General features: G+C 71.2%; 18 protein-coding genes and 1 pseudogene. 9 read left to right on the top strand and 10 right to left on the bottom strand.

Annotated features, from left to right (window positions below; all coding sequences use genetic code 11):
- Positions 1-12 precede the first annotated feature (12 nt).
- Genes ASF58_RS02000 through ASF58_RS01990 form a run of 3 tightly spaced genes read right to left on the bottom strand, consistent with a single transcriptional unit; the run spans position 13 to position 4,642 of the window.
- Positions 13-2,883, bottom strand: a complete 2,871-nt coding sequence (locus ASF58_RS02000) for a PAS domain S-box protein (RefSeq protein WP_055946769.1) — start codon at positions 2,881-2,883, stop codon at positions 13-15.
- Entirely contained in the window at positions 2,880-3,998 is a 1,119-nt protein-coding gene (gene aroB, locus ASF58_RS01995) for a 3-dehydroquinate synthase (RefSeq protein ID WP_055946766.1), read from the bottom strand. Before aroB ends, ASF58_RS02000 begins: the two co-directional genes overlap by 4 nt.
- Complete coding sequence (locus ASF58_RS01990) at positions 3,995-4,642, bottom strand: shikimate kinase (RefSeq protein ID WP_055948604.1); 648 nt, start codon at positions 4,640-4,642, stop codon at positions 3,995-3,997. The genes aroB and ASF58_RS01990 overlap by 4 nt, the downstream gene beginning before the upstream one ends.
- Positions 4,643-4,877: 235 nt before the next feature.
- Between ASF58_RS01990 and ASF58_RS01985 the strand changes: the two genes are divergently transcribed.
- Positions 4,878-5,030: a hypothetical protein gene (locus ASF58_RS01985; protein ID WP_055946764.1), complete on the top strand. Its 153-nt coding sequence runs from the start codon at positions 4,878-4,880 to the stop codon at positions 5,028-5,030.
- Positions 5,031-5,143: 113 nt separating this feature from the next.
- A complete protein-coding gene (locus ASF58_RS01980) occupies positions 5,144-6,115 on the top strand; it encodes a site-specific tyrosine recombinase XerD (RefSeq protein WP_082512847.1) in 972 nt (323 codons plus the stop codon).
- Between the two features lie 63 nt (positions 6,116-6,178).
- Here ASF58_RS01980 and ASF58_RS01975 read toward each other — a convergent pair whose 3' ends face one another.
- Together ASF58_RS01975 and ASF58_RS01970 are read right to left on the bottom strand one after the other, a co-directional pair.
- On the bottom strand, positions 6,179-7,447 hold the full coding sequence (locus ASF58_RS01975; protein ID WP_055946756.1) for an AI-2E family transporter: 1,269 nt from the start codon (positions 7,445-7,447) through the stop codon (positions 6,179-6,181).
- A 163-nt stretch (positions 7,448-7,610) separates the two neighbouring features.
- Entirely contained in the window at positions 7,611-8,087 is a 477-nt protein-coding gene (locus ASF58_RS01970) for a molybdenum cofactor biosynthesis protein MoaE (protein WP_055946754.1), read from the bottom strand.
- 290 nt (positions 8,088-8,377) lie between these two features.
- Between ASF58_RS01970 and ASF58_RS01965 the strand changes: the two genes are divergently transcribed.
- Both ASF58_RS01965 and ASF58_RS01960 read left to right on the top strand, forming a co-directional pair.
- Positions 8,378-9,397 (top strand): gamma carbonic anhydrase family protein, encoded by a 1,020-nt coding sequence (locus ASF58_RS01965; RefSeq protein WP_055948601.1) that lies wholly within the window; start codon positions 8,378-8,380, stop codon positions 9,395-9,397.
- Positions 9,398-9,591: 194 nt separating this feature from the next.
- Positions 9,592-9,864 carry a hypothetical protein gene (locus ASF58_RS01960; RefSeq protein WP_082512846.1) on the top strand — a complete coding sequence of 91 codons (273 nt, stop codon included), beginning with the start codon at positions 9,592-9,594 and terminating at the stop codon, positions 9,862-9,864.
- A 237-nt stretch (positions 9,865-10,101) separates the two neighbouring features.
- Here the strand turns inward: ASF58_RS01960 and ASF58_RS26935 are convergent.
- Positions 10,102-11,873 (bottom strand): annotated as a pseudogene (locus tag ASF58_RS26935) (methyl-accepting chemotaxis protein).
- Between the two features lie 374 nt (positions 11,874-12,247).
- Between ASF58_RS26935 and ASF58_RS01950 the strand changes: the two are divergent.
- Positions 12,248-12,601, top strand: a complete 354-nt coding sequence (locus ASF58_RS01950; protein ID WP_156375504.1) for a hypothetical protein — start codon at positions 12,248-12,250, stop codon at positions 12,599-12,601.
- Positions 12,602-12,622: 21 nt separating this feature from the next.
- Here ASF58_RS01950 and ASF58_RS01945 read toward each other — a convergent pair whose 3' ends face one another.
- On the bottom strand, positions 12,623-13,264 hold the full coding sequence (locus ASF58_RS01945; protein ID WP_055946746.1) for a TetR-like C-terminal domain-containing protein: 642 nt from the start codon (positions 13,262-13,264) through the stop codon (positions 12,623-12,625).
- A 212-nt stretch (positions 13,265-13,476) separates the two neighbouring features.
- Between ASF58_RS01945 and ASF58_RS01940 the strand changes: the two genes are divergently transcribed.
- Together ASF58_RS01940 and ASF58_RS01935 are read left to right on the top strand one after the other, a co-directional pair.
- Positions 13,477-16,893, top strand: a complete 3,417-nt coding sequence (locus tag ASF58_RS01940) for an acyl-[ACP]--phospholipid O-acyltransferase (protein WP_055946743.1) — start codon at positions 13,477-13,479, stop codon at positions 16,891-16,893.
- Positions 16,894-17,423: 530 nt separating this feature from the next.
- Complete coding sequence (locus ASF58_RS01935; RefSeq protein WP_162242025.1) at positions 17,424-17,681, top strand: hypothetical protein; 258 nt, start codon at positions 17,424-17,426, stop codon at positions 17,679-17,681.
- A 10-nt stretch (positions 17,682-17,691) separates the two neighbouring features.
- Here ASF58_RS01935 and ASF58_RS01930 read toward each other — a convergent pair whose 3' ends face one another.
- Positions 17,692-18,876 (bottom strand): 8-amino-7-oxononanoate synthase, encoded by a 1,185-nt coding sequence (locus tag ASF58_RS01930; RefSeq protein WP_055946738.1) that lies wholly within the window; start codon positions 18,874-18,876, stop codon positions 17,692-17,694.
- A gap of 234 nt (positions 18,877-19,110) precedes the next feature.
- Between ASF58_RS01930 and ASF58_RS01925 the strand changes: the two genes are divergently transcribed.
- Both ASF58_RS01925 and ASF58_RS01920 read left to right on the top strand, forming a co-directional pair.
- Complete coding sequence (locus tag ASF58_RS01925) at positions 19,111-19,494, top strand: response regulator (protein ID WP_018046001.1); 384 nt, start codon at positions 19,111-19,113, stop codon at positions 19,492-19,494.
- Between the two features lie 49 nt (positions 19,495-19,543).
- The gene (locus ASF58_RS01920; protein WP_055946735.1) at positions 19,544-20,077 is read left to right on the top strand and encodes a protein phosphatase CheZ; all 534 of its coding nucleotides are present in this window, start codon (positions 19,544-19,546) and stop codon (positions 20,075-20,077) included.
- Here the strand turns inward: ASF58_RS01920 and ASF58_RS01915 are convergent, their stop codons facing one another.
- On the bottom strand, positions 20,078-20,992 hold the full coding sequence (locus tag ASF58_RS01915; RefSeq protein WP_055946731.1) for a TIGR01459 family HAD-type hydrolase: 915 nt from the start codon (positions 20,990-20,992) through the stop codon (positions 20,078-20,080). It lies immediately after the preceding gene.
- An 87-nt stretch (positions 20,993-21,079) separates the two neighbouring features.
- Positions 21,080-22,537, bottom strand: a complete 1,458-nt coding sequence (locus ASF58_RS01910; RefSeq protein ID WP_055946729.1) for an EAL domain-containing protein — start codon at positions 22,535-22,537, stop codon at positions 21,080-21,082.
- Between the last annotated feature and the right edge of the window lie 177 nt (positions 22,538-22,714).

Raw genomic sequence — 22,714 nt, 5'->3', positions numbered from 1 at the left:
GGGCCGGGCCATTCACGCCCCTTCGGTCCCGGCGATGAGTTCCTTGATGCGTCCGGCGAGCGCCTCCATCACGAAGGGCTTGGTCAGCACCTGCATGCCGGGCTCAAGGTATCCGTTGCCGAGCACGGCATTCTCGGCGTAGCCGGTGATGAACAGCACCTTCAGACCGGGCCGCACGACCCGGCCCGCATCCGCCATCTGGCGGCCGTTCATGCCGCCGGGCAGGCCGACATCCGTCACCAGGAGATCGAGCCGCACGTCGGATTCGAGCACCTTGAGACCGGCCGCCCCGTCCGCCGCCTCGATGGCGGTGTAGCCGAGGTCCTCCAGCACCTCGGTCACCAGCATCCGCACCGTGGGCTCGTCGTCGACGATGAGCACGGTCTGGCCCTGCTCGGCCCGGGGCGCGTGGGCGAGGTCGGCCTCGCCGTCGCGGGCCTCGGCCTCTCCGTAGTGGCGGGGCAGGTAGAGGCACACCGTCGTGCCCTGGCCGACCTCCGAATAGATCCGCACCTGGCCCCCCGACTGACGGGCGAAGCCGTAGATCATCGAGAGGCCGAGGCCCGTGCCCTCGCCCAGGGGCTTCGTGGTGAAGAACGGGTCGAAGGCCCGGGCGATCACCTCCGGCGTCATGCCGGTCCCGGTATCGGTGACGCACAGGGAGAGGAACTGCCCCGGCTCCAGGTCGCGCTCCCGGGCGGCGCGGACGTCGAGCCACTTGTTGGCCGTCTCGATGGTGATGCGACCGCCCTCCGGCATGGCATCGCGGGCGTTGATGCAGAGGTTGAGGAGCGCGTTCTCGAGCTGGTTCGGATCGACCAGGGCGGTCCAGAGCCCGACCGCGCCGACCACCTCGATCGTCACCGCCGGCCCGACCGTGCGGCGCACCAGCTCCTCCATGCCGGCGATGAGGCCGTTCACGCTGGTGGGCCTGGGGTCGAGGGTCTGTCGGCGCGAGAAGGCGAGGAGGCGGTGCGTCAGCGCGGCGGCGCGCTTGGCCGCGCCCTGCGCCGCGTTGATGTAGCGGTCGAGGTCCGTGACCCGTCCCTGCGCCATGCGGGCCTGGAGCAGTTCGAGGCTGCCGGAGATCCCCGTGAGCAGGTTGTTGAAGTCATGGGCCAGCCCGCCGGTGAGCTGGCCCACCGCCTCCATCTTCTGCGCCTGGCGCAGGGCCTCCTCGGTCCGGCGCTGGTCCGTGATGTCCCGCCCGATGATGGTGAAGGTCTCGCCGTCGGGCGCTGCCGTCCACATCACCGTGCGCCGCTCACCCGCCTTGGTGAAGACGCGGTCGACGAAGCCGGTCACCGTCTCGCCCCGCGCGAGACGGCGGACCACCTCGGCCGTCTCGGCATGGTCGGCGGGATCGATCAGCGCCGCGAAGGGCTGGCCGAGCAGGGCGTCGTCGTCCCAGCCGAGGGTGCGGCCCCAAGCCGGATTGATGGTCTTCAGGTAGCCGTCGAGCCCGGCCGTTCCCATCAGGTCGGTGGTGGTCTCCCAGATGCGGTCGCGCTCGCGGGTGCGGCGCTCGACCTGACGCTCCAGGCTGGTGTTCAGGCGTGCCAGTTCGGCACTCGTGGCCTTCTGGTCGTCGATGTCGGTGTTGGTGCCGACCCAGCGCAGGATGGTGCTGTCGGCCGCCCGGATCGGCTCGGCCCGCACCAGGAACCAGCGATAGGCTCCGTCGTCGCGGCGGATCCGGAACTCGCCCGCGTAGGGACGACCGTCTTCGAGGCAGGATTCCCAGGCTTCCACCGCCGCGCGGTCCGCGGGGTGGACGAGGCCGGCCCAGGCCGCGCCGCGGACGCCGTCGCGGGCGGGGCCGCAATAGCTGGCACAGGCGGCGTTGGACCAGTCGAGGGCGCCGGTGGCGGAGGCCGCCCAGACGTGGATCGGGACCGCCTGCGCGAAGGCGTGGAACTGCGCGTCGCTCACCCGTTGCGCGGAGGTCGCGCGGCTGCGCTCGGTGGCCGCGCGCACGCGCTCGGCGACGTTGCGCATGAAGGCGAGCTCTTCGGGCGACCAGGACCGGGCGGTGGCATGGTTGAGATAGAGCAGCGCGACGAAGCCGCCGTGCTCGGTCAGCGGCATGTTGACGAAGGAATGCGCGCTGATCGCCTTCAGGGCCTCGGCGCCGGAGGCGGTGCGCGGATCGGCGTCGGCATCGCTGCAGATCACGGTCTCGCCGCGCTTCAGATCCTCGATGTAGGAGCCGTAATCGCGAAAGTGCAGGGTTCCGGCGAGGCTCCGGATGCCGGGGGCGTTCCAGTCACGCTCGATCAGGATGGTCTCGGCCTTGGCATCGATGGTGCCGTAGCCGGCGCGGCTGACCCCGAGGGTGGTGCCGAGGATTTCCGCGGCTGCGTACGCGATGGCGGCGGTGTCGTCGAGGTCGCGCAGCCGGTCGCCGAGTTCGGCCACCGCGATCCGCCTGGCCTCGGCGGCGCGGCGCTCCTCGACGTCGATGGCGAGGACGAAGAAGCCCTCCACCGCGCCGGCCGCGTTCCGCCGCGGGATGTACTGGATGGCGCAGGCCCGATGCCGGCCCTGCCCGTCCGGAAGCACGCCGTCGAACGCGATGGTCTCGCCGGCCAGGGCCCGGTCCATGTCGGGACGGCACTGGGCGAACATCTCGGCGCCGAGCACCGCCTGGGCATGGCGACCGACCAGGGTCTCGACGCCGCGCCCGAACCTGGTCTCGTAGTCGCGATTGTTGAACCGGACGATGTAGCCGCGGTCGAGATAGGCGACGAGCACCGGCAGAGCGTCGGTGATGAGGCGCAGTTCCGCCTCGCGCTGTCCCGCGGGCGTGCCGCGCAGGCGGGCGACCTCGGCCTCCAGCGCAGCGATGCGGCGATGCAGGCCCTCGGTCCCGGGATCGCTCAAGCGGCACTCAGTTCGGCATTCAGAAAGGCGCGGACCTCGGCGCCGTCGATGCCGGGCGCGATGAAGCTCTGGCCGATGCCGCGGGCCAGGATGAAGGTCAGCGCGCCGTCGCGCACCTTCTTGTCCTGCGCCATCGCCGCCACGAGGGCATCGGCGTCGCCGCAGCCGCCGGGCACCGCCTGGAGCCGGGTCGGCAGGCCGGCCAGAGCCAGGTGGTTGGCGACCCGGCCCGCGTCCTGGCCCGGGCACAGGCCGAGGCGGGCGGAGAAGCGGAAGGCCAGTGCGAGTCCGATCGCCACCGCCTCGCCGTGGACGAGGCGGGCGGACTCGTAGCCGGTCAGGCGCTCCAGGGCGTGCGCGAAGGTGTGGCCGAGGTTGAGCAGGGCGCGCTCGCCGTCCTCGCGCTCGTCGCGCACCACCACGCCGGCCTTGGAGCGGCAGCAGATCGCCACGGCCTCGTCGCGCTCCGGCCCGCCCGCGAAAATCCCGGCCCAGTGCGCTTCGCACCAGTCGAAGAAGGCGGCATCGTTGATGAGGCCGTACTTGGCCACCTCCGCGTAGCCCGCCCGCATCTCCCGCTCCGACAGGGTGTCGAGGGTGGCGGTGTCGGCGAGCACCAGGCGGGGCTGGTGGAAGGCGCCGATGAGGTTCTTGCCGTGGGGCGAGTTGATCCCGGTCTTGCCACCGACCGAGGAATCGACCTGGGCGAGGAGACTGGTGGGCGCCTGCACGAAGCGCACGCCGCGGCGCAGGGTGGCGGCCGCGAAGCCCGCCAGGTCGCCGACGACGCCACCGCCGAGGGCCACCACGAGGTCGTTGCGCTCGACCTTGTGGGCGAGGAGCCCGTCGCAGACCGCCGCGTAGGTGGCGTAGGATTTCGAGGCCTCGCCAGGGGCTACGGTGACGAGGCCCGAGCGCAGGCCTGCCGCCGCGAGGCCGTCCTGCAGACGCGCGCCGTAGAGGGCGGCCACGTTGGTGTCGGAGACGATCACCGCCGCCTTCGCCCCGAGGGCAGCCACGTGCCGGCCGGCCTCGTCGAGGAGGCCGCGTCCGATCAGGATGTCGTAGGCCCGCCCCTGATCGAGGGGAACGGCCACGGTGAGGCGGTCGGTCACTGGGCTGCGATCCCGGTCTGCGAGGGTCGGTTCAGGTAGGCGTCGAGCGCTTCCATGACGTCCTGCACGACCCGGTCGTGGGCGACGTCGCGGGAGATCACCTCCACGTCGGCGGTGGCGTAGACCGGATGGCGCTGGGCCATGAGCTGGCGCAGGGTCTCCTCGGGGTCTTCGGTCTGAAGGAGCGGGCGCCCGCCGCGCTTGCGGACCCGGCGCATCAGCACGTCGAGCTCGGCCTTCAGCCAGATCGAGACGCCGCCCTCGGCGATGCGGGCGCGGGTCGTCTCGCGCATGAACGCGCCGCCGCCGGTGGCCAGCACCAGGGGGCCCTCGCGCATCAGGCGGGCGATGACCCGCTCCTCGCCATCGCGGAAGCTCGGCTCGCCGTAGATCGCGAAGATATCCGGGATCGTGAGCTTGGCCGCCGTCTCGATCTCGTTGTCGGCATCCTTGAACATCAGGCCGAGGCGCGTGGCCAGGCGCCGGCCGACGGTACTCTTGCCAGCTCCCATGAGGCCGACGAGCACGATCGACCGGTGCCCGAGGGCCCGGCGGAGACGCAGTTCGATCGGCTCGCCGCCGGCGGCGGCGTCCGGCGGTTCACCCGGGGGCGGGACGCCGCCCTGAGGAGGGACTTCGGTCATCACGTTCATCTACACATCGTTGGGCGGGTCTTAGCGCGTTTTCCGGTGGGGGCGAAGCACCCGGGACGGCGCGCGCACCGGAATGCCGCGCCGCCTGTGGCCGCGAAGTCATTGCCATCGGCGTCGGCCCGTGATGCAACCCCAAGCTTGTCGTCAGCCACATCCGGCTCCTGAAGCCATCTGGCCCCCGAGGCGCGCTCACGTCCCCAGCGCCGCACGATCGAGGTTCGTCCGAGTGCCGACCCTGTTCCGTTTCCTCGCCACCCTCGCCATCCTGGCCGGGCTCGCCTTCGCGGGGATGTTCGCGCTGGCGACCTTCGTGGTGCCGACGCCGCGCGAGATGAGCGTGACCATCCCCGCCTCGAAGCTCCAGCCGCCGAACCGGTGACGCGGGCACCGACCCCTCATCCGAACCGGGCGGCCAAGATCGCTGCGGTCAAAATTCCTCCGGCCGAAATCCCCGGACCCGAGACCCCCGCCACAGGGATGCCCGCGGTCGAAATGTCCGCGGGCGACCTCCTGATCCGCGACTACCTCGACATGCTCGCCGCCGAGCGGGGCGCGGCCGCCAACACCCTCGCGGCCTACCGACGCGACCTCGCGGACTACCTCGCCGCCCTGGCACGGGGCGGGCACGACCCCGTCGCGCTCGAAGCGGCGCCCCTGCGGGCCTACCTCGCCGACCTCGAGACGCGCGGCCTCTCGGCAGCTTCGGCGGCACGGCGTCTGTCCTGCATCCGGGGCTTCCACCGCTTCCTCTACGCCGAGGGTCTGGCCGAGGACGACCCCAGCGCCCCGATCGGCGGTCCGCGCCGGGTCCGGGCCCTGCCCAAGGTGCTTTCGGTGGCGGAGGTCGACCGGCTGCTGGCCGTGGCGCGCCAAGGTGCGACTGGCCCGGAGACGACAGCCCAGGGTGCGACCGCTCAAGGTGCGACCGGTGAGGGCGCGACCGGAGACGGCACCGCGGCGCGCGCGCGGGGCACGCGCCTGCTCTGCCTGATCGAGCTTCTCTACGCCACGGGCCTGCGCGTCTCGGAACTCATCGCCCTGCCCCGGGCGGCGGCCTCCACGAAGGAGCGCTACCTCGTGGTCAAGGGCAAGGGCGGGCGCGAGCGGCTGGTGCCGCTCACGGAGATCGCCCGGAGCGCCATGCGCGACCACCTCGCCCACCTGCGCGCCGAGGGCCCCTGGCTGTTTCCCGCAGACAGCGAGAGCGGTCACCTGACCCGGCAGTCGTTCGCCCGCGATCTGAAGACGGTGGCGGCGGCGGCCGGCCTGCGGGCGGACCGGGTCAGTCCGCACGTGCTGCGCCACGCCTTCGCGAGCCACCTCCTGCAGAACGGCGCGGACCTGCGCATCGTCCAGGAACTCCTCGGCCACGCCGACATCTCGACGACGCAGATCTACACCCACGTCCTCGACGAGCGCCTGAAGAGCATGGTCCGCGACCTGCATCCCCTGATGGACGAGTGAGGCCCGGCGGCGGCACGAGCCGCCGCCGGACGCTCCGAACCCGCCCCACGACCGAAGGGCGTCTCAGTCCTCCGTCTCCTCGTGCAGGGTGTCCTCGATATAGAGCTGCGCCAGCAGCACCTTCGCCACCGCCATCAGCGGCAGGGCCAGGGCGATGCCCCAGAGGCCGAAGATCACGCCGAGCACGAGCTGCCCGGCGAAGATCGTAGCCGGAGGGATGTCGAGGGCCTGCTTCTGGATGAAGGGCGTCAGCCCATAGCTCTCCAGGGTCTGCACCGCGAGGTAGACGCCGAGGGCCCCCAGCAGCGCCGTGGTGCCCGAGGCCAGGGAGGCCAGCAGGATCACGACGCCGGCGATCAGCGGGCCGATGGTCGGGATGAAGGCGAGCAGCCCGGCCTGGAGGCCCAGGATGAGGGCGCCGCCGATGCCCAGGAAGGCGAGGCCGGCCCAGGTGCAGACGAAGATCACCGCCATGGTGATGAGCTGGCCGAAGAGCCAGTGGCGCAGGGTCTCCCCCATGCCGTCGAGGAGGGCGGTGGCGCGGTCGCGATGCGCCGGCGGCACGAAGCGGACGAGCCCGTCCCGGTAGGCGCCCGGATCTGCCGCCACCGAGAGGCCCAGGAAGATGATGACGAGGGCGTTACCGAGCGCGCTGAACAGGCCGATCACCACGGTGGCCGCCGGCCCGAGCACGCTGCCAGCATCCGACAGCAGCGAGCCGGGGCTCTTCATTGCCCCCGAAGCGAGACCCGTGAGGCCGCCGGGCTTCTGGCCCGAGGACAGGGAACCGTCGTCGCGCCGAGGACTCGAATCGCCCCCGCCGCCGGATTTCGCGTCCCCACCGGGGGTGCCGTCCTTGCTCTCTCCGCTCGCGTTCTCGCCGTCCTTGGGCCCGCCGCCCTTGTTTTCACCGCCCTTGTTTGCATCGCCCTTGCCCGGGACGATCTCGGGCACGTCGATACCGTAATCCTTCAGCCGGTCGCGCACGGTGCCGGCCTGGGACGCCACGGTCTGTCCGAGGTCCCGCCCCTGCTGCACGATCGTGGCGCCCCCGAAGGCGATCAGGGCGAGGGTCAGGCCGGCGAGCACGAGGCTGACGAGGCTGAGGCGCAAGCCCCGGCCTGCGGGCAGCACCTGGCCGAGAAGGCGCGTCAGGCCGTCGAGGAAGACGCCGAGCAGAATGCCGGCGAAGACGAGGAGCAGCGTCGAGGCCGCCATCCAGGCGAGTGCCAGGACGGCGATGAAGGACACGACGGCGATGCCGGAGACGGTCAGGGACCAGCTGCGCGGGCGCGGACCGGCGGGCTCCTCGCTGAGGAAGGGAATGGCCATGAACGGTTTGGGCTCCTGGCATGCCGGGTCGGGCACGCGGATTTCGGGCGGGTCACCGGGCAGGCCCGTCCGCGCTGCGCCCGGCCCATCCTGCGGGAGGATGTCGCCAGCTCAGCTTGGGTTCCGCCGCCTGGTCCCGCGACCGGTCGGCATCGGCGCAAGGCTAGCGCGGGGCGCCGGCTTCCTGGTCCCAGCGCGCAGCGGCGCGGTCGTCGGCCTCCGTCGCCTCGACCCACCCGCCCGTGGTGCCGTCGGCGAGGTGCTCGCGCTTCCAGAACGGGGCCCGCGTCTTGAGGTAATCCATCAGGAAGCTCGCGGCCTCGAAGGCTGCGATCCGGTGGCTGGACGCGGTGACCACGAGGACGATGCCCTCCCCCGGGGCCACGAGTCCGTGGCGGTGGATCACGCATACGCCCTGGAGCGGCCAGCGCGCACGCGCGGTCTCGACCACCCGGCCGATCTCCGCCTCGGCCATGCCGGGGTAATGCTCGAGTTCGAGCCCGGTGAGGCGGCCGCGCTCGTCGCGGCACAGGCCCGTGAAGGTGACGATGGCGCCGACGCTGCCGCCGAGATCGCGGGTGAGCCGGGCGATCTCGGCGCTCGCGTCGAAGGGTGCGCTCTGGATGCTGACATCGGGCATGGGCTTCCCCGGGCTGACCTCGGAACGGCGGTTGGGAACAAGGCGACTGACGACAGAAGGCGAAAACAGGCGCTCGACAGCAGGGGTCCGGAACCGGGACTTGGGCGAGGGACTTGGGCGAGGGGCTTGGGCCGGTGGTTTGGGCGAGGGGCTTGGGCGAGGGGCTTGGGCGGACCGCCTTCGGGCGGTACACCCTTGACGAGGCCCGGCGAACCTGACCTCACGGGCACGGGCGCTCTATGCCCCCGAACGCCCGGCGATGCCACCGGGATGCGAAGGACATTTTCGCCGTGACCCCAGAGCTGATCCTGCCCCATGAGGGCGCCCTGCCGGTGTTCTCGGCCCGTCCGGTCTGGTGCGGTCGCGCGAGCACGGTGATCGGCGACGCCACCCTCGGCGCCCAGGCCTGGCTCGGCGACTACAGCGTGATCCGCGCCGACGGGGACCGGATCGTCATCGGCGAGCGCTTCTGGCTCGGCCACCGCTCCACCGTGCACATCGCGACCAACACCTATCCGACCCTGATCGGCGACCGGGTGACGGTGGGCCGCAACGCCGTGGTGCATGCCTGCACCGTCGGCTCGGACGTGGTGATCGAGGACGACGTCATCGTGCTCGATGGGGCGAGCGTGGAAAACGGTGTCCTGATCGAGGCGGGGGCCACCGTCTTCCCACGGGCGCACCTCGCCGCCGGCTTCGCCTATGCGGGCAGCCCCGCCAAGGCGGTGCGGGCGATCAGCCTGCCGCAGATCGCCGAGCAGGCGGAGCGCCTGCGCGAGGCCTCCGGCGACCTGCCGGCGCTCCCGCCCGCCGACGAGCCGGACCCCGATCCCAGCGTCTACGTCGCCCGCACCGCGCGCCTGCGCGGCCGGATCGCCCTCGGGGCCGGCTCCACGGTGCTGTTCTCCTGCGACCTCCACGCCGAGGTCGGTCCCATCGTGGTCGGGGCCAACACCAACATCCAGGACAACACCGTCATCCGGACCCGGGGCGAGGGCGTCGTCTTGGGGCGCGACACCACGGTCGGGCACAATGTCCGCCTCGCCGACTGCCGCATCGGTGCACGCAGCCTCATCGGCATCGGCTGCGTCGTCGCCCCCGGCACCGTGATCGCCGACGACGTGCTGCTGGCCGCCGGCGCCACCACCGATCCGGGCCAGCTCCTGGAGGGCGGCCATCTCTGGGGCGGACGCCCGGCCCGCATCCTCGGGGTCCTGGATGCGGAGAAACGCACCATGATGACCCGGGTGGTCGAGGGCTACGTCGCCCACGGGATGGCCTATCGGCGGGCGGAAGCGGCGCTGGCGTAGCGTCTCCGGCTCGCGAAGAACGGCACGGCCTCAGGTATTGCCGTGCTGTTCAAGCCGCATCCGCAAGATCGGCGCCCGATTTCATCCCGGCATCATAGGGAAGATCGATGCAGGGACGCACGGAAGTTTTTGGGAACGCCGCGCGCCGAGCCGACGTTGTCCGGCCCCCAATGCAGTGGTGCAAGGAGTTCTTCATGAAAGCCGTCACACTCGCCCTCGCCAGCACGTTCGCCCTCAGCACGGTCGCCTTCGCCGCCGGCAGTGGCCCGGGATCCGCCAACAACGCACCCGGACAGGAGATGCAGCAGAACGGATCTCAGTACGGTGCCCCCGGCGCCTCGGGTTACGCGCCCGGCCATGAGAAGGGAGCGACCACGGGCTCGACCGGCCATTCGGGCGCGGGATCCCATGAATCCGGCACCGCCTCGGGCAGCACCGGCACGAAGTCCGGCACCGGCAGCCGCTGAGCCCGAAACGACGAAGGGCCCGGAACGCGCCGGGCCCTTCCTTGTCCGTCTGTCCGTGGTCCGTCCGTTCGTGGCGGCCTCTGGCGCCGCTCAGGCGGCGCGCACGGTGGCCAGGAAGCGCTGGACCTCGGCGCTGAGATGCTCGGACTGGCGCGAGAGCTCCGAGGCGGCGCCCAGCACCTGGCTGGCGGCCGCGCCGGNCGACGATTCGCCGCTGGCCATGGCCTCTGGCGCCGCTCAGGCGGCGCGCACGGTGGCCAGGAAGCGCTGGACCTCGGCGCTGAGATGCTCGGACTGGCGCGAGAGCTCCGAGGCGGCGCCCAGCACCTGGCTGGCGGCCGCGCCGGTCTCCTCGGCCGCGCCCGCCACCCCCGCGATGTTGGTCGTCACCGCCCCCGTGCCCATCGCCGCCTGCGCCACGTTGCGCACGATCTCCTGGGTGGCCGCTCCYTGCTCCTCCACCGCCGCCGAGATCGAGGTGGCCACGCCGCTGATCTCGCGGATGCGCGCCGCGATCCCGTCGATGGCCGCCACCGCCTGGCCCGTCGAGCCCTGGATCTGGCTGATGTGCTCGCCGATCTCCTGCGTGGCCCGCGCCGTCTGGTTGGCCAGYTCCTTGACCTCGGCGGCCACCACCGCGAAGCCCCGGCCCGCCTCSCCKGCCCGCGCCGCCTCGATCGTGGCATTCAGCGCCAGCAGGTTGGTCTGGCCGGCGATCGAGGTGATCATCGTCACCACGTCGCCGATGCGCGCCACCGCCGTGTTGAGGGTCTGCACGAAGCTGGCGGTCTGGGCGGCCTCGGCCACGGCGGTCTGGGCCATGGCGGCCGAGCTGCCGACCTGGCGGCCGATCTCCTGCACCGAGGAGCCGAGCTCCTCGGCCGCGGCCGCCACCGTGTTGACGTTGGCGGCGGCCTCGTCGGCCGCGGCCGCCACGCTGCTGGACTGGTTGGCGGTCTGGGTGGCGGTGCCGGCCATGCTCTGGGCGGTGGCCTGCAGCTCGGTGGCCGAGCTGGTCACCATGCTGATGATGCCGCCCACCGCGCCCTCGAAGCTGTCGGCCATCGCCCGCATCGCCGCCTTGCGCTGCGCCTCCGCCCCGGCCCGCGCCAGCACCGTCTCCTCCTCCAGCGCCCGCATCCGGATCAGGCCGTCCTTGAACACCTGAACGGCGTCCGCGATGGTGCCGATCTCGGTCCGGGCGCCCTGGTCAGCGCCCGCATCCGGATCAGGCCGTCCTTGAACACCTGAACGGCGTCCGCGATGGTGCCGATCTCGGTCCGGGCGCCCTGGTGCGGGATGGTCACCGCGAGGTCGCCGCCGGCCAGCGCCTGCATGGGCTGGACCACCGCGCCGATACCCCGCGTGACGCCACGGATGATCAGGAAGGCCGACAGCGCCGACAGCGCCAGCGCCAGCAACATGGCGGTGAGACCCAGGGTCTGGGTCTGCTCGAAGATCGCCGTGCTGCGGGCCTGCGCCTGCGCGGCACCGTCATTGTTGAGGGCCGTGAGCTTCTCCAGGGTGTTCGACGCCGCGCGGCGGACCGGCAGGCCCTTGCTCTCGTAGAGCTCGAAGGCCTGGGCCTTCTGTCCACTGCGCGAGAGATCCAGGATGGCTTGGCGAATCGGGAGGAAGGTGGCCGCATCGCGCATGTAGCCGTCGTAGAGGGCGCGCTCCTCCGGCGAGGCGATCATCGGCTCGTAGATCGCCCGGCGATCGGCCAGCTTCTTGTCAAAGCGCACGAGGTCCGCCTCGATCGACGCCGTCAGTTTCGGGTCATGGGCCTGCGTATGCCGAAGCACGACCGCGCTGATGCGAGCCGTGATGGTATCGATCTCGCCCAGGGCTCGGATGCTCGGAAGCCAGTTCGTCTCGATCTCCAGGCTCTGTGCGCGCATGCGCTGGGTGCCGAAGAGCCCCAGGAGACCCAGGCCGACCACGAAGAGCGTCAGGAGCGAGAAGGCCGCGATCAGGCGGCTGCGGATGGACAGATTTTGGACGGACACGACGGACCTCATCGGGCGCCGCCTGGACTGGATCAGCACGCGCGGCAAGCAGCCACAACGCTCCGTGAATGCTTAATATCTCCCATTCACGAATGACGAATTCCGAACCACCGGTTGCATCGGCTGAAACCAAAATAGACCGCCTGGTCTTCTCGCGATTTGTCCCTCCGCAGACATCAGCCCTAGGTCCCGGACCTTGTAGCGATCGAATTCGGACACTGTTGCAGGGGGGAGCATCGACCGGCGGAGCGAATCCAGTGCCAGCGGCATGGAACCGAATACATCGGAGTCTCTCGGTCGGACTTGGATCTAATCCCTACAAATTGAATCATCAGGTTCACGAAGTCGTGAGCGAAGAGGCGGAGGATGGCGTCATGGCCATTGATCCCTTCACACCGCGCAATCTCGCCTCGGCCATCGCGCTCGGGGGCCTCGGCACCATGATGATCGCGCCGGAGCCGAGTTGGCACTCGGCCGGCATCGGCCTCGCCTGCCTCGTCGCGTTCGGCGGCCTGTCGCTTCTGCCTGCGCCGCGACCCGAGGCACATGGCTTGGTGTCGAAGACCACCGAGCGCCGCGGCCAGCCGAGGACGGACGACACGCGTGAACTCCCGACCTGGGCGGAGCCGGAGTACAAGGCAGCGGAGCCTCCGGCCTCGCGCAGTCTCACCGATCCTCATCCCGCCCTCTTCCGGGGGATGCGGACGCGCCGCAGCAGCGTCCCGTAGGATCCACCGGCCCGAGGACGCTCAGGCGCTCTCGATCTCGGGCCGTCCCCGGTCCGGGCCTTCGAGGAAGCGTCGGACCAGCAGGCGCGCGAGGTCGCGGGGTGATTCCGGTGTCAGCACCAAGAGCTTGCGCGACGTCGCGAGCGAGGCGAGTCCGTGCAGGGCAGCCCAGAGGGCTGCCACCGCCTGCCGGCGTTCGTCCGGGTCGGGGATCATGGGCGCCAGCACGCGGGCGACGAGGTCGGTCGTCTGGCCAAGGGCCTCGGCATACCAGTCCGGGAAGGGGCTGTCGGGAGCGATCTGGTGCTCGAAGACGAGGCTCCAGACCTGCGGGTCCGCGGCGACGAAGCCCAGATAGGCATCGGCGAGGGCCAGGGCCCGGTCGTGCGGGGTGGCGTCCGGCAGCACCGCGGATTCCAGGGCCGCGTGCAGACGTGCGAGGGTGCGGGCGTTGACCCGCATCATCACCGCATCGAGATCGCCGACCGCATTGTAGATCGAATTCGGCGCATACCCGATGGTGCTGGCCAGCCGCCGCATCCCAAGACCACGCAGGCCCTCCTGCCGGACGAGGTTCTCGGCGGCCTTCGTGACCAGGGCCAGGAACTCGTCGCGGTTGTGCTCGCCGCGCGGACCCGTTCCCCGTTTCCCTGCCCGTGCCATCCTGTCCCCCGCTCCGTGAATCCCGAGGTCGGGCCCTCGTCTCCGTGCGGCGCCGCACCGGTCAGCGCTTCCGGATTGCACACCGTGCAATGACGCCATTGAACCTGATCTGCGGCGGCGATATGTTTTGAACGTTGTTCAAAGGGCGCGCGGTTCACCATTTGACGCTATCGCCGCGTGCGGGCAGTCATGCGTCGTCCGAGGAGACTTCCATGTTTCGTACCTTGATGACGACGCGCCGCTTCGCACCCTTGTTCTGGTGCCAGTTCTTCTCGGCGTTCAACGACAACTTCCTCAAGAACGCCCTCGTATTCCTGATCCTCTTCAAGGTGGGCGACGCAGGCGGTGGCAGCTCGCCAATGCTGATCACCCTGGCGGGCGCGGTCTTCATCGGCCCGTTCTTCCTCCTGTCAGGCCTCGGGGGCCAGATGGCCGACCGTTACGACAAGGCGCTCATTGCCAAGCGGCTGAAATTCGCCGAGATCTTCGCTGCAGCAGCGGCGGCCCTGGGCTTCTGGCTGCACGCCGTCCCGGTGCTGTTCGTGGCCCTCGGCCTGTTCGGCACGATCGCGGCCCTGTTCGGGCCGATCAAGTACGGCATCCTGCCCGACCACCTGCGCCGGGACGAACTGACTGCGGGCAACGCCCTGGTCGAGGCCGCGACCTTCCTCGCCATCCTGCTCGGCACCATCGTGGCCGGCCTCGCCACCGCCATGGGCGGCGGCGCGCTGGCCTTCAGCACCATGATCATGGTGTTCGCCGTCCTGTGCTGGCTCTCCGCGCGGGCGATCCCGTCCACCGGCGAGGCCGCCCCGACCTTGCGGGTCGACCCGAACGTCGCCCGCTCCACCGGCGCCCTCCTGCGCGATCTCTGGGGCGACACCCGCCTGTGGCGCGGCTCGCTCATCGTGAGCTGGTTCTGGCTCGTCGGCGCCGTGGTGCTGTCGCTGCTCCCCGTCCTGGTCCGCCAGAGCCTCAACGGCTCCGAGACCGTGGTGACGACCCTGCTCGCCGTCTTCTCCATCGGCATCGCGGTGGGCTCGGGGCTGGCCTCCTGGCTTGCCAGCGGTCGCATCGTGCTGCTCCCCACCCCCGTCGGCGCCCTGCTGATGGGCGCCTTCGGGCTCGATCTCGCCTGGACCGTGGCGCAGTTGCCCCCCGTCGCCGGCGATCCCTCGGGCGCCTGGGACTTCCTCACCACGGGGACGGGCCTGCGCGTCACCCTCGACCTGTTCGGCCTCGCCGTCGCGGGCGGCCTCTACATCGTGCCCTCCTTCGCCGCCGTGCAGGCCTGGACCGACAAGGACAAGCGGGCCCGCGTCATCGGCGCCGTCAACGTGCTCACGGCGGCCTTCATGGTGACGGGCGCGCTGGGCCTCGCCGCCCTGCAGGGCGCCGGCTGGTCGATGGCCGCGCTCCTGATTCTGCTCGGCGTGCTCAACCTCGTGGCGGGCGTGGTCATCCTCGCCGTCCTGCCGACGAGCCCGTTCCGCGACTTCCTCTCGATCCTGTTCCGGGCCTTCTACCGCCTGGAGGTGCGCGGCCTGGAGAACGTCGAGAAGGCCGGCCCGAACGCCATCATCGCCCTCAACCACGTCTCGTTCCTCGACGCGCCGCTCGCGCTCTCCCTCCTGGACCAGGAGCCGGTCTTCGCCGTGGACCACGGCATCGCGCAGCGCTGGTGGGTGAAGCCGTTCCTGGCGATGACGAAGGCGATGCCCCTGGACCCGACCCGGCCGCTGGCCACCCGCACCCTGATCAATGCGGTCAAGGGCGGCGAGACGCTGATCATCTTCCCCGAGGGGCGCCTGACCGTCACCGGCAGCCTGATGAAGGTCTATGACGGAGCCGGGCTCATCGCCGACAAATCCGGGGCCATGGTGGTGCCGGTGAAGATCGAGGGCCTCGAGAAGACCGTCTTCTCGCGCCTGTCGAAGAACCAGGTGAAGCGGCGCTGGTGGCCGAAGGTCACCGTCACGATCCTTTCGCCGGTCGCCCTTAGCGTGGACCCGGCCCTCAAGGGCAAGGCCCGCCGGCAGGCGGCGGGCGCCGCGCTCTACGGAATCATGTCCGACCTCGTCTTCCGCACCACCGAGATCGATCGCGGCCTGATGCAGGCGCTGATCGAGGCCGGCGACCGCCATGGTTGGCGCCGCACGGCCGTCGAGGACCCGATGGGTCGCTTGAGCTATTCCCGCCTCGTGATGGGCGCCAACATCCTGGGGCGCAAGCTCGCAGGGCTCGGGGCCCCGGGCAAGCCGCTGGGCGTCATGCTGCCGAACGCCAACGGCGCCGCTGTGACCCTGTTCGCCCTGGCCTCCGCCGGGCGCGTCCCGGCCATGATCAACTTCTCGGCGGGCGCCGCCAACATCCTCTCGGCCTGCAAAACGGCCGAGGTCGACACCATCCTGACCTCTCGCGCCTTCATCGAGAAGGGTCGCCTCGGGAGCCTCGTGGAGGCGATCCGGGGATCCGTCGCGCTCGTCTATCTCGAGGACATCCGTGCCGGCATCACGACGGGCGACAAGCTGCGCGGCTTCCTCTCCAAGCGGGCGCCGCTGGTGCCCCGGCGGGGCGACGACCCGGCCGCGATCCTGTTCACCTCAGGCTCGGAAGGCGCGCCCAAGGGCGTGGTGCTCGCCAACCGCAACATGCTCGCCAACACCGCGCAGGTGGCCGCCCGGATCGATTTCGGGCCGAGCGACAAGGTGTTCAACGTGCTGCCGGTATTCCACGCCTTCGGGCTGACGGCGGGCCTGGTGCTGCCCCTGGTCTCGGGCGTGCCGGTCTACCTCTATCCTTCGCCGCTGCACTACCGGATCGTGCCGGAACTCATCTACGGCTCCAACGCCACCGTCCTGTTCGGCACCGACACCTTCCTGGCCGGCTACGCCAAGACCGCGCATTCCTACGACCTGCGCTCGCTGCGCTACGTCGTGGCCGGAGCCGAGGCGGTGAAGGAATCCACCCGCAAGACCTGGGGCGAGAAGTTCGGCCTGCGCATCCTGGAGGGCTACGGCGTCACCGAGTGCGGCCCGGTGGTCGCCCTCAACACGCCGATGTTCAACCGCTTCGGCACCGTGGGCCGCCTCCTGCCCGGCCAGGATTGGCGGCTGGAGCCGGTACCCGGCATCGACGAGGGCGGACGTCTCGTCCTGCGTGGCCCCAACATCATGCTGGGCTACCTTCGGCCCGAGCGCCCCGGCAGCATCGAGGCGCCCCCCGAGGGCTGGCACGACACGGGCGACATCGTCGCCATCGATGCGCAGGGCTTCGTCACCATCAAGGGGCGAGCCAAGCGCTTCGCCAAGATCGCCGGCGAGATGGTGTCGCTGGCCAGCGTCGAGGCGCTCGCGGCCGAGCTGTGGCCCGACGCGCCGAGCGCCGTCGCCGCGGTGCCGGATGCCCGCAAGGGCGAGCGGCTGGTGCTGTTCACCGAACGCAAGGACGCGACCCGCGGCGCCTACCAGAGCTTCGCCAAGGGCAAGGGCGTGCCGGAGATCGCCATCCCGGCGGAGGTGGTGGTGCTGGAGCGCGTGCCCATGCTCGGAACCGGCAAGGTCGATCAGGTCAGCGTGGTCAAGCTCGCCCACGAGCGCGCGGCCGGCCAAGCGCCCGCCGCCGCTTGAGGGATCCGCAGGGGCTGAGAGCCCCGCGGCGCCCCGAAACGAATCCCGATCGGCCCGCGCATGCATGGGTCCAGGCCATGGGTCCAAGCCATGGGTCCAAGTCATGGGTCGAAGCGCAGGATCGGTGACCCGGATTCCGCGTGGACCGGGCGTCCCCATGGGCCGGGCGGTATCCCCACCGCCCGGCAAACGGTCGCTGGGACGGCTGTTTGGGACGCCGAGACAACAGATATGGACTCACAGACCAAGCAACCGACTCAACCCGGCGGCGGGATTGCTTATGCTGGTGCGGACGCTGCAGGACCCGACGGGCGGGCCGCGCAGGGGGATGGGATCACGGGCGCGCGCAGCGCGCCGCGCTGGATCCCGCGCAGATGGCAACAGGCGTGATGACCGCTGACATTCGCAAGCTCCGACCTCTCGGCGACGGGCCCGGCCCGACGAACGCGGCGGCAGGGACCGGCGCCGGCGCACGCATGGCTCTCCCCACCCCCGTCAACACCCAGGATTCCCGGAGGAGACTCATCGTCGTGACGGAAAAGACCCATCCCGAAGCCTTCGGTCACGACGCTCCCCCCGAAGAGAGCCGCCTCGCGGATGGAACAGCGGACTCCGATGTGACCGTCCTGACGGGTGAGGCCGGGGACGCGGCACCGATCGTTCGCCGTCGCGGCCCCCTGGTCACCCGCTGGATCGGCTTCTCGGCCCAGCGCCGGCGGGCGCGGGAGCGGTCGAACCGGCTCGAGGACCGGCACCACGAGGCCGGCGGCGCACGCTCCAACTCCTGATCCGTCCGGCTCAGGTCTCCGGGGAAACCTGCGGGCCGATGCCGAGCGCCCGCAGCGCATCGGCCAGACCGTCGACCTGAGGCTCCTCGTGCGCCGCCGAGAACGCCACCCGCAGCCGGGCGGTGCCGGCCGGCACCGTGGGCGGGCGGATCGCGACGACGAGATAGCCACGGGCCTCCAGGGCGGCCGAGAGCGCGAGCGCCGCCTCCGCCGCGCCGACGAGGACGGGCACGATCGGGCTGGTGGCCGCGGGCAAGCCGAGGCGCGCCGTGAAGTGGCGGGCCAGCGCCAGGGGCCGGGCGGCGCGCTCGGGCTCCGCCTCGACGATCTCCAGGGCACGCAGGGCGGCGGCCGCCGAGGCGGGCGGGAGACCGGTGGTGTAGACGAAGCTGCGGGCCCGGCTGGTCATCAGGTCGATGACCTCGCGCGAGGCGCAGAGATAGCCGCCATACGAGCCGAGGGTCTTCGACAGGGTGCCCATCTCCAGGGGGGCACGGGCGCCCGCCTCCACCACGCCGAGGCCGTGTGCATCGTCCACCAGCGTCCAGGCATCGTGAGCGGCGGCAACCTCCAGGATGGCGTCGAGAGGCGCGCGGTCCCCATCCATGCTGAAGACCCGCTCGGTCAGGATCAGCGCCCGTCCGTGCCGGGACCGGCGGGCGGCCAGGATGTCCCGCAGGTGCCCGACATCGTTGTGGCGGAAGCGCAGCATCGTCGCACCCGAGACCTGCGCCCCCGCGAACAGGCAGGAATGGCCGAGGGCGTCCACCAGGACGAGGTCCTGGGCGCCGACCAGGGCAGGCACGATGCCGAGATTGGCCATGTACCCGCTGCCGAAGACGAGGGCCGCGTCCTTGCCCTTGTGCGCGGCGAGCCGCGCCTCCAGGGCAGCGAGGACGGGATGATTGCCGGTGACGAGGCGGGAGGCGCCTGCGCCGGCGCCGTAGCGCGCCAGCGCCTCCTGCCCGGCGGCGATCACGCGGGGATCGTCGGAGAGACCGAGATAGTCGTTGCACGAGAACGAGATCAGCGTCCGGCCGTCACGCCGCGCGATCGGACCGGGTCCGCGCGCGGTGTCGATGAGGCGGCGGCGCAGGGCGCGCGCATCGAGGTCGTCCAGGGCCTGCCGGGCGAAAGCGTCGAGGCTGGACGGTGCGGAATCGGCGGTGTCGGGCAGGGGCGGCGCGAAGGACATGGCACCCGCATGGGGGCGAGCGCGGCAGCCTTGTCAAGGCGAAGGGGGTCCATCCCCGCCACGTCCGAACATTCCTGAAGTCAAGACAAGGTGGGCCGCGTGGGCAGTTAACCGCTTCGCAATGCGAAGCTGCGTAGTTTCATCGCCAAGGGGCGCCCAAACCTTGGCGCTCCGGCCCATTCCCGGAGGGCCGTGCCCAGGCACGGGCCCTCCCCTGACGGAGCACACCGACCCATGGCCCTCGATCTCGGCATGCCGATCCTCGTCGTCGACGATTATCAGACGATGGTCCGTATCATCCGCAATCTTCTGAAGCAGCTCGGCTTCGAGGAGGTCGACGACGCCTCCGACGGGACCGCTGCCCTCGCCCGGCTCAAGAACCGCAAGTACGGCCTCGTGATCTCCGACTGGAACATGGAGCCGATGACGGGCTACGAGCTGCTGCGCCACGTCCGCGCCGACGAGGCCCTGCGCACCACCCCGTTCATCATGGTCACTGCCGAGTCGAAGACCGAGAACGTCATCGCGGCCAAGAAGGCCGGCGTGAACAACTACATCGTCAAGCCGTTCAACGCCGCCACCCTGAAGAGCAAGATCGAAGCCGTCTGCGGCGCCTGATCGATCCGAAACGCAGCCCAGGAACACCGAATCGGGGAGCCGGGAGCCCATGGCACTCGCCAAGCAGGCGCGGAACGTGAATCCCGCGCCGGATAAGCCGTCCTTGATCCGTGAATTGGTTGAGATCGCGGATTACATCGCTCACCTGCGCAACGAGATCGCCGCGCTACGGGCCAACGAGCTCACGCGGGATCGCCTGCCGATGGCGCACGAGGAGCTCGGCAGCGTGGTGGCCGCCACCGCGGGGGCCACGAATTCCATCATGAACACGGCCGAGGAGATCCTCGGCCTGCCGGACGACAAGAATTACCGCGCCACCGTCGAGGCGCGCATGAACGACATCTTCGAGGCCTGCACCTTCCAGGATATCACCGGGCAGCGCATCGCCAAGGTCGTGGAGGCCCTGCGCCAGCTCGAGAGCCGGCTCTCGCGCTTCGCCAGCGCCGTCAAGGCCAAGGACGAGGGCGGCATCGATCCCGAGGAGGTGGAGCGCCGGGTCCGCAAGGAACTCCTCATCCTCAACGGACCGCAGCTGCACGGCCCGGCCGTCGCCCAGGACGAGATCGACGCCCTCTTCGCCTGATCACCAGACCAGGCGCTCGATCACCGCGTCGGGCCGGACCGCCTGGAGGTCGAGCCAGTCCGCGATGTCGCCGAGCGTCGCGTGGGCCGTCGAAACGCCGAGCTCCTCGGCGTGGATGCCGCGCGCCACCAGCAGGCTCGGAATCCCGAAGGCCGTCGCCCCGGCGATGTCGGTGCGCAGCGCGTCTCCGATGGCGAGGACCCGGGCGGGCTCCGGCGGCGCACGGTCGTCGAGGCCGCCCGCCAGCGCCAGCGCCGCCTCGTAGACGGGGCGATGGGGCTTGCCCGCATAGGTCACCGCGCCGCCCAGGGCCGCGTAGGCCTCCGCGATCAGCCCGGCGCAGGGAATGAGTTCGCCCCGGCGCTCGACCACGAGGTCGGGATTGGCGCAGATCATCGGCACGTCCCGGGCCCGCATCGCCTCCAGCGTCCCGCGGTAATCCTCGGCGGTCTCGCAGGTATCGTCGAACAGGCCGGTGCAGATGACGCGCTCGGCCTGCGCCACATCGACCAGGGTCACGTCGAGGCCGTCGAAGATCGTGGCGTCGCGCTCCGGTCCGAGATGATACAGGCGCTCGCCCGGATGGGCGCCGATCAGGCTGCGCGTCAGGTCGCCCGAGGTCAGGATCGCGTCGTAGGCGCCCCGGGGCACGCCGAACCCGTCGAGGATCGCCTGCACCCCGGCCCAGGGACGCGGCGCGTTCGAGACCAGGATCACCCGGCGGGGCCGCCCCTCCTCCGGAAGGGCGCGAAATCGCGTCAGGGCGTCGCTGGCGCCCGGATGCGCGTTGGTGCCGTCGTGCAGCACGCCCCAGACGTCGCACAGGATGAGATCGTAGTCCGCGGCGATCGTCGCGAAGCCGTCCAGGGTGGGGACGGGCCCGGACGAGCCGGGACGTGCGGGCGTATCGGGCATGCGGCGGGCCTCGAGCTGACGAGCGGGCGTTTCAGGAGCGCCGCCCGGTTAGGCGGGACCTCCGGAAAATGCAACGCCGCGCGGGTGTCAGCCGGCCCGACGCAGGAAGTCGCGGAACGGGCGGCGCTGGGGCGGCGGCTCCGGATCCTCGTTCGGCGGAGTCGGCTCGGACGCAGCCGGGGCCGCCTGGAGGACCTCGGCGCGCACCACCCGGGCAGGCGCGAACACGCTGCCCTGGGCCAGGGGCACATCGAGCTCGATGAGGTCGGGCACGTCGGTTTCGTGCTCCACGCCCTCGGCGACGAGGCGGATGCCGGCCCGCGCCAGAGAGGCGACGAGGTCCTCCAGCGCGATGTCGGGCATGGCCTGGCGCGAATCTGGGCGCAGCAGCAGATCGGCCGGGACCTTCACCTGCGCGACGCCGCGGTCGGCGAGGGCCAGGGGATCGAGGCGCAGGTCGAGGGGCCGGTCCAGGATGAAGCCGATGGGTCCGCGCAGGTCGGCCAGCGCGCCCGCCTGCTCCGCGTCGAGGTTGCGCCAGCTCACCTGGGGCAGGGCCAGCATGACCCGGCCCGACAGGTCCGGCGCCCCTTCGACGAGGCGCCCGAGCGAGCGCAGGAAGCCCGGCTCGAACAGGGAACGCGGCGACAGGCCGTAGGCCACCGCCGCCTGGCTGCCCCGCCCGGCCAGGTGCTGGGCGACGGTGGCGACGCGCTGGAGCATCCGGCGGTCGAGGTCGGTGGTGCGCCCGTGGCGCTCCAGCACCGGCACGAACGCCTCCGGCATCAGGGTCTCGCCGGCCAGGCGCAGGCGCGCCATCGCCTCGTAGGACACCACCTTGCGCTGAGGCAGGGACACGATGGGCTGGAGGTGGACCTCGAGGCCGGCGGCGTCGAAGGCCGCGATCAGGGCCGCGTCGCGGGCGGGGTCGCGCACCGGGGCCTCGGCCCGGCCGAGGGCCCGCGGTGTCCAGGGCGCGGCCGGAGGCGAATCGGTGCGCCGGAGGGGCGGCCCGTCGAAGCGCGGCTCGGGGCGAATTTCAGGCTCCGGAGCGGTGACCCGCGCTGCGGGGCGGAGCGGAGAGGCGACGAGCGGAACGATCGGGGCGGGCACGGCCTTGAGGCCGGCGATCTCGCCATCCTGCGCCGCGACCACCGCCGCGAGTTCCCGGACGATGCCGCTGAGGAGGCCGATCTCGGCCGTGACCTCCTCGATCCCGGCGCTGAGGTCGCGGGGGTCCGGGCCGGGTGCGCTCGCGGGAAGGCCCGCATCGACGGCCCGGACCTGTTGCTCGGCCAGGGCGCGGGTGACCGTCTCCAGCCGGACGAGTCGCTGCGACAGCACGTCGACCTCGCCCGACAGCTTCTCGCAACGGGCGGTCAGCGTGCCCGCGCGGCGATGGGCGACGAGGGCCGCCACGAGCCCGAGGCCGGCAAGCCCGAGGCTCGCTCCGAGCGGAGAGAAGACCGCGAGCGGCCCGAGAAGGCAGAGCGCGAGCAGACCGCAGGCCCACAGGCTCGTACGCTGGCCGATGATCCGGGCCATCGGAGTCTTCGATCCTCGAAACGACAGGGAAACACGGATGCCGGTCCGGCCGCGGCCGGTCCGGCGTTCTTTTGTTGCCGAGACGCTCCCGGCCCACAAGCCACCGGACGGCCCTGCAAACGGATTTTCCCGAACTGTGACTTGTGGTTCCGGGTCGTCTCGCACCGCGCGCGCCGT

Source organism: Methylobacterium sp. Leaf125 (assembly GCF_001423085.1).
Classification (GTDB): domain Bacteria; phylum Pseudomonadota; class Alphaproteobacteria; order Rhizobiales; family Beijerinckiaceae; genus Methylobacterium.
This window is presented reverse-complemented; position numbering and strand designations above follow the sequence as displayed.

Bases quoted from the DNA above. Each gene is read 5' to 3' on its own strand.
- ASF58_RS01990 (WP_055948604.1), bottom strand. From the start codon at position 4,642: ATGACCGAAGTCCCTCCTCAGGGCGGCGTCCCGCCCCCGGGTGAACCG.
- ASF58_RS01980 (WP_082512847.1), top strand. From the start codon at position 5,144: ATGTCCGCGGGCGACCTCCTGATCCGCGACTACCTCGACATGCTCGCC.
- ASF58_RS01975 (WP_055946756.1), bottom strand. From the start codon at position 7,447: ATGGCCATTCCCTTCCTCAGCGAGGAGCCCGCCGGTCCGCGCCCGCGC.
- ASF58_RS01970 (WP_055946754.1), bottom strand. From the start codon at position 8,087: ATGCCCGATGTCAGCATCCAGAGCGCACCCTTCGACGCGAGCGCCGAG.
- ASF58_RS01960 (WP_082512846.1), top strand. From the start codon at position 9,592: ATGAAAGCCGTCACACTCGCCCTCGCCAGCACGTTCGCCCTCAGCACG.
- ASF58_RS01950 (WP_156375504.1), top strand. From the start codon at position 12,248: ATGGCCATTGATCCCTTCACACCGCGCAATCTCGCCTCGGCCATCGCG.
- ASF58_RS01945 (WP_055946746.1), bottom strand. From the start codon at position 13,264: ATGGCACGGGCAGGGAAACGGGGAACGGGTCCGCGCGGCGAGCACAAC.
- ASF58_RS01940 (WP_055946743.1), top strand. From the start codon at position 13,477: ATGTTTCGTACCTTGATGACGACGCGCCGCTTCGCACCCTTGTTCTGG.
- ASF58_RS01930 (WP_055946738.1), bottom strand. From the start codon at position 18,876: ATGTCCTTCGCGCCGCCCCTGCCCGACACCGCCGATTCCGCACCGTCC.
- ASF58_RS01925 (WP_018046001.1), top strand. From the start codon at position 19,111: ATGGCCCTCGATCTCGGCATGCCGATCCTCGTCGTCGACGATTATCAG.
- ASF58_RS01920 (WP_055946735.1), top strand. From the start codon at position 19,544: ATGGCACTCGCCAAGCAGGCGCGGAACGTGAATCCCGCGCCGGATAAG.
- ASF58_RS01915 (WP_055946731.1), bottom strand. From the start codon at position 20,992: ATGCCCGATACGCCCGCACGTCCCGGCTCGTCCGGGCCCGTCCCCACC.
- ASF58_RS01910 (WP_055946729.1), bottom strand. From the start codon at position 22,537: ATGGCCCGGATCATCGGCCAGCGTACGAGCCTGTGGGCCTGCGGTCTG.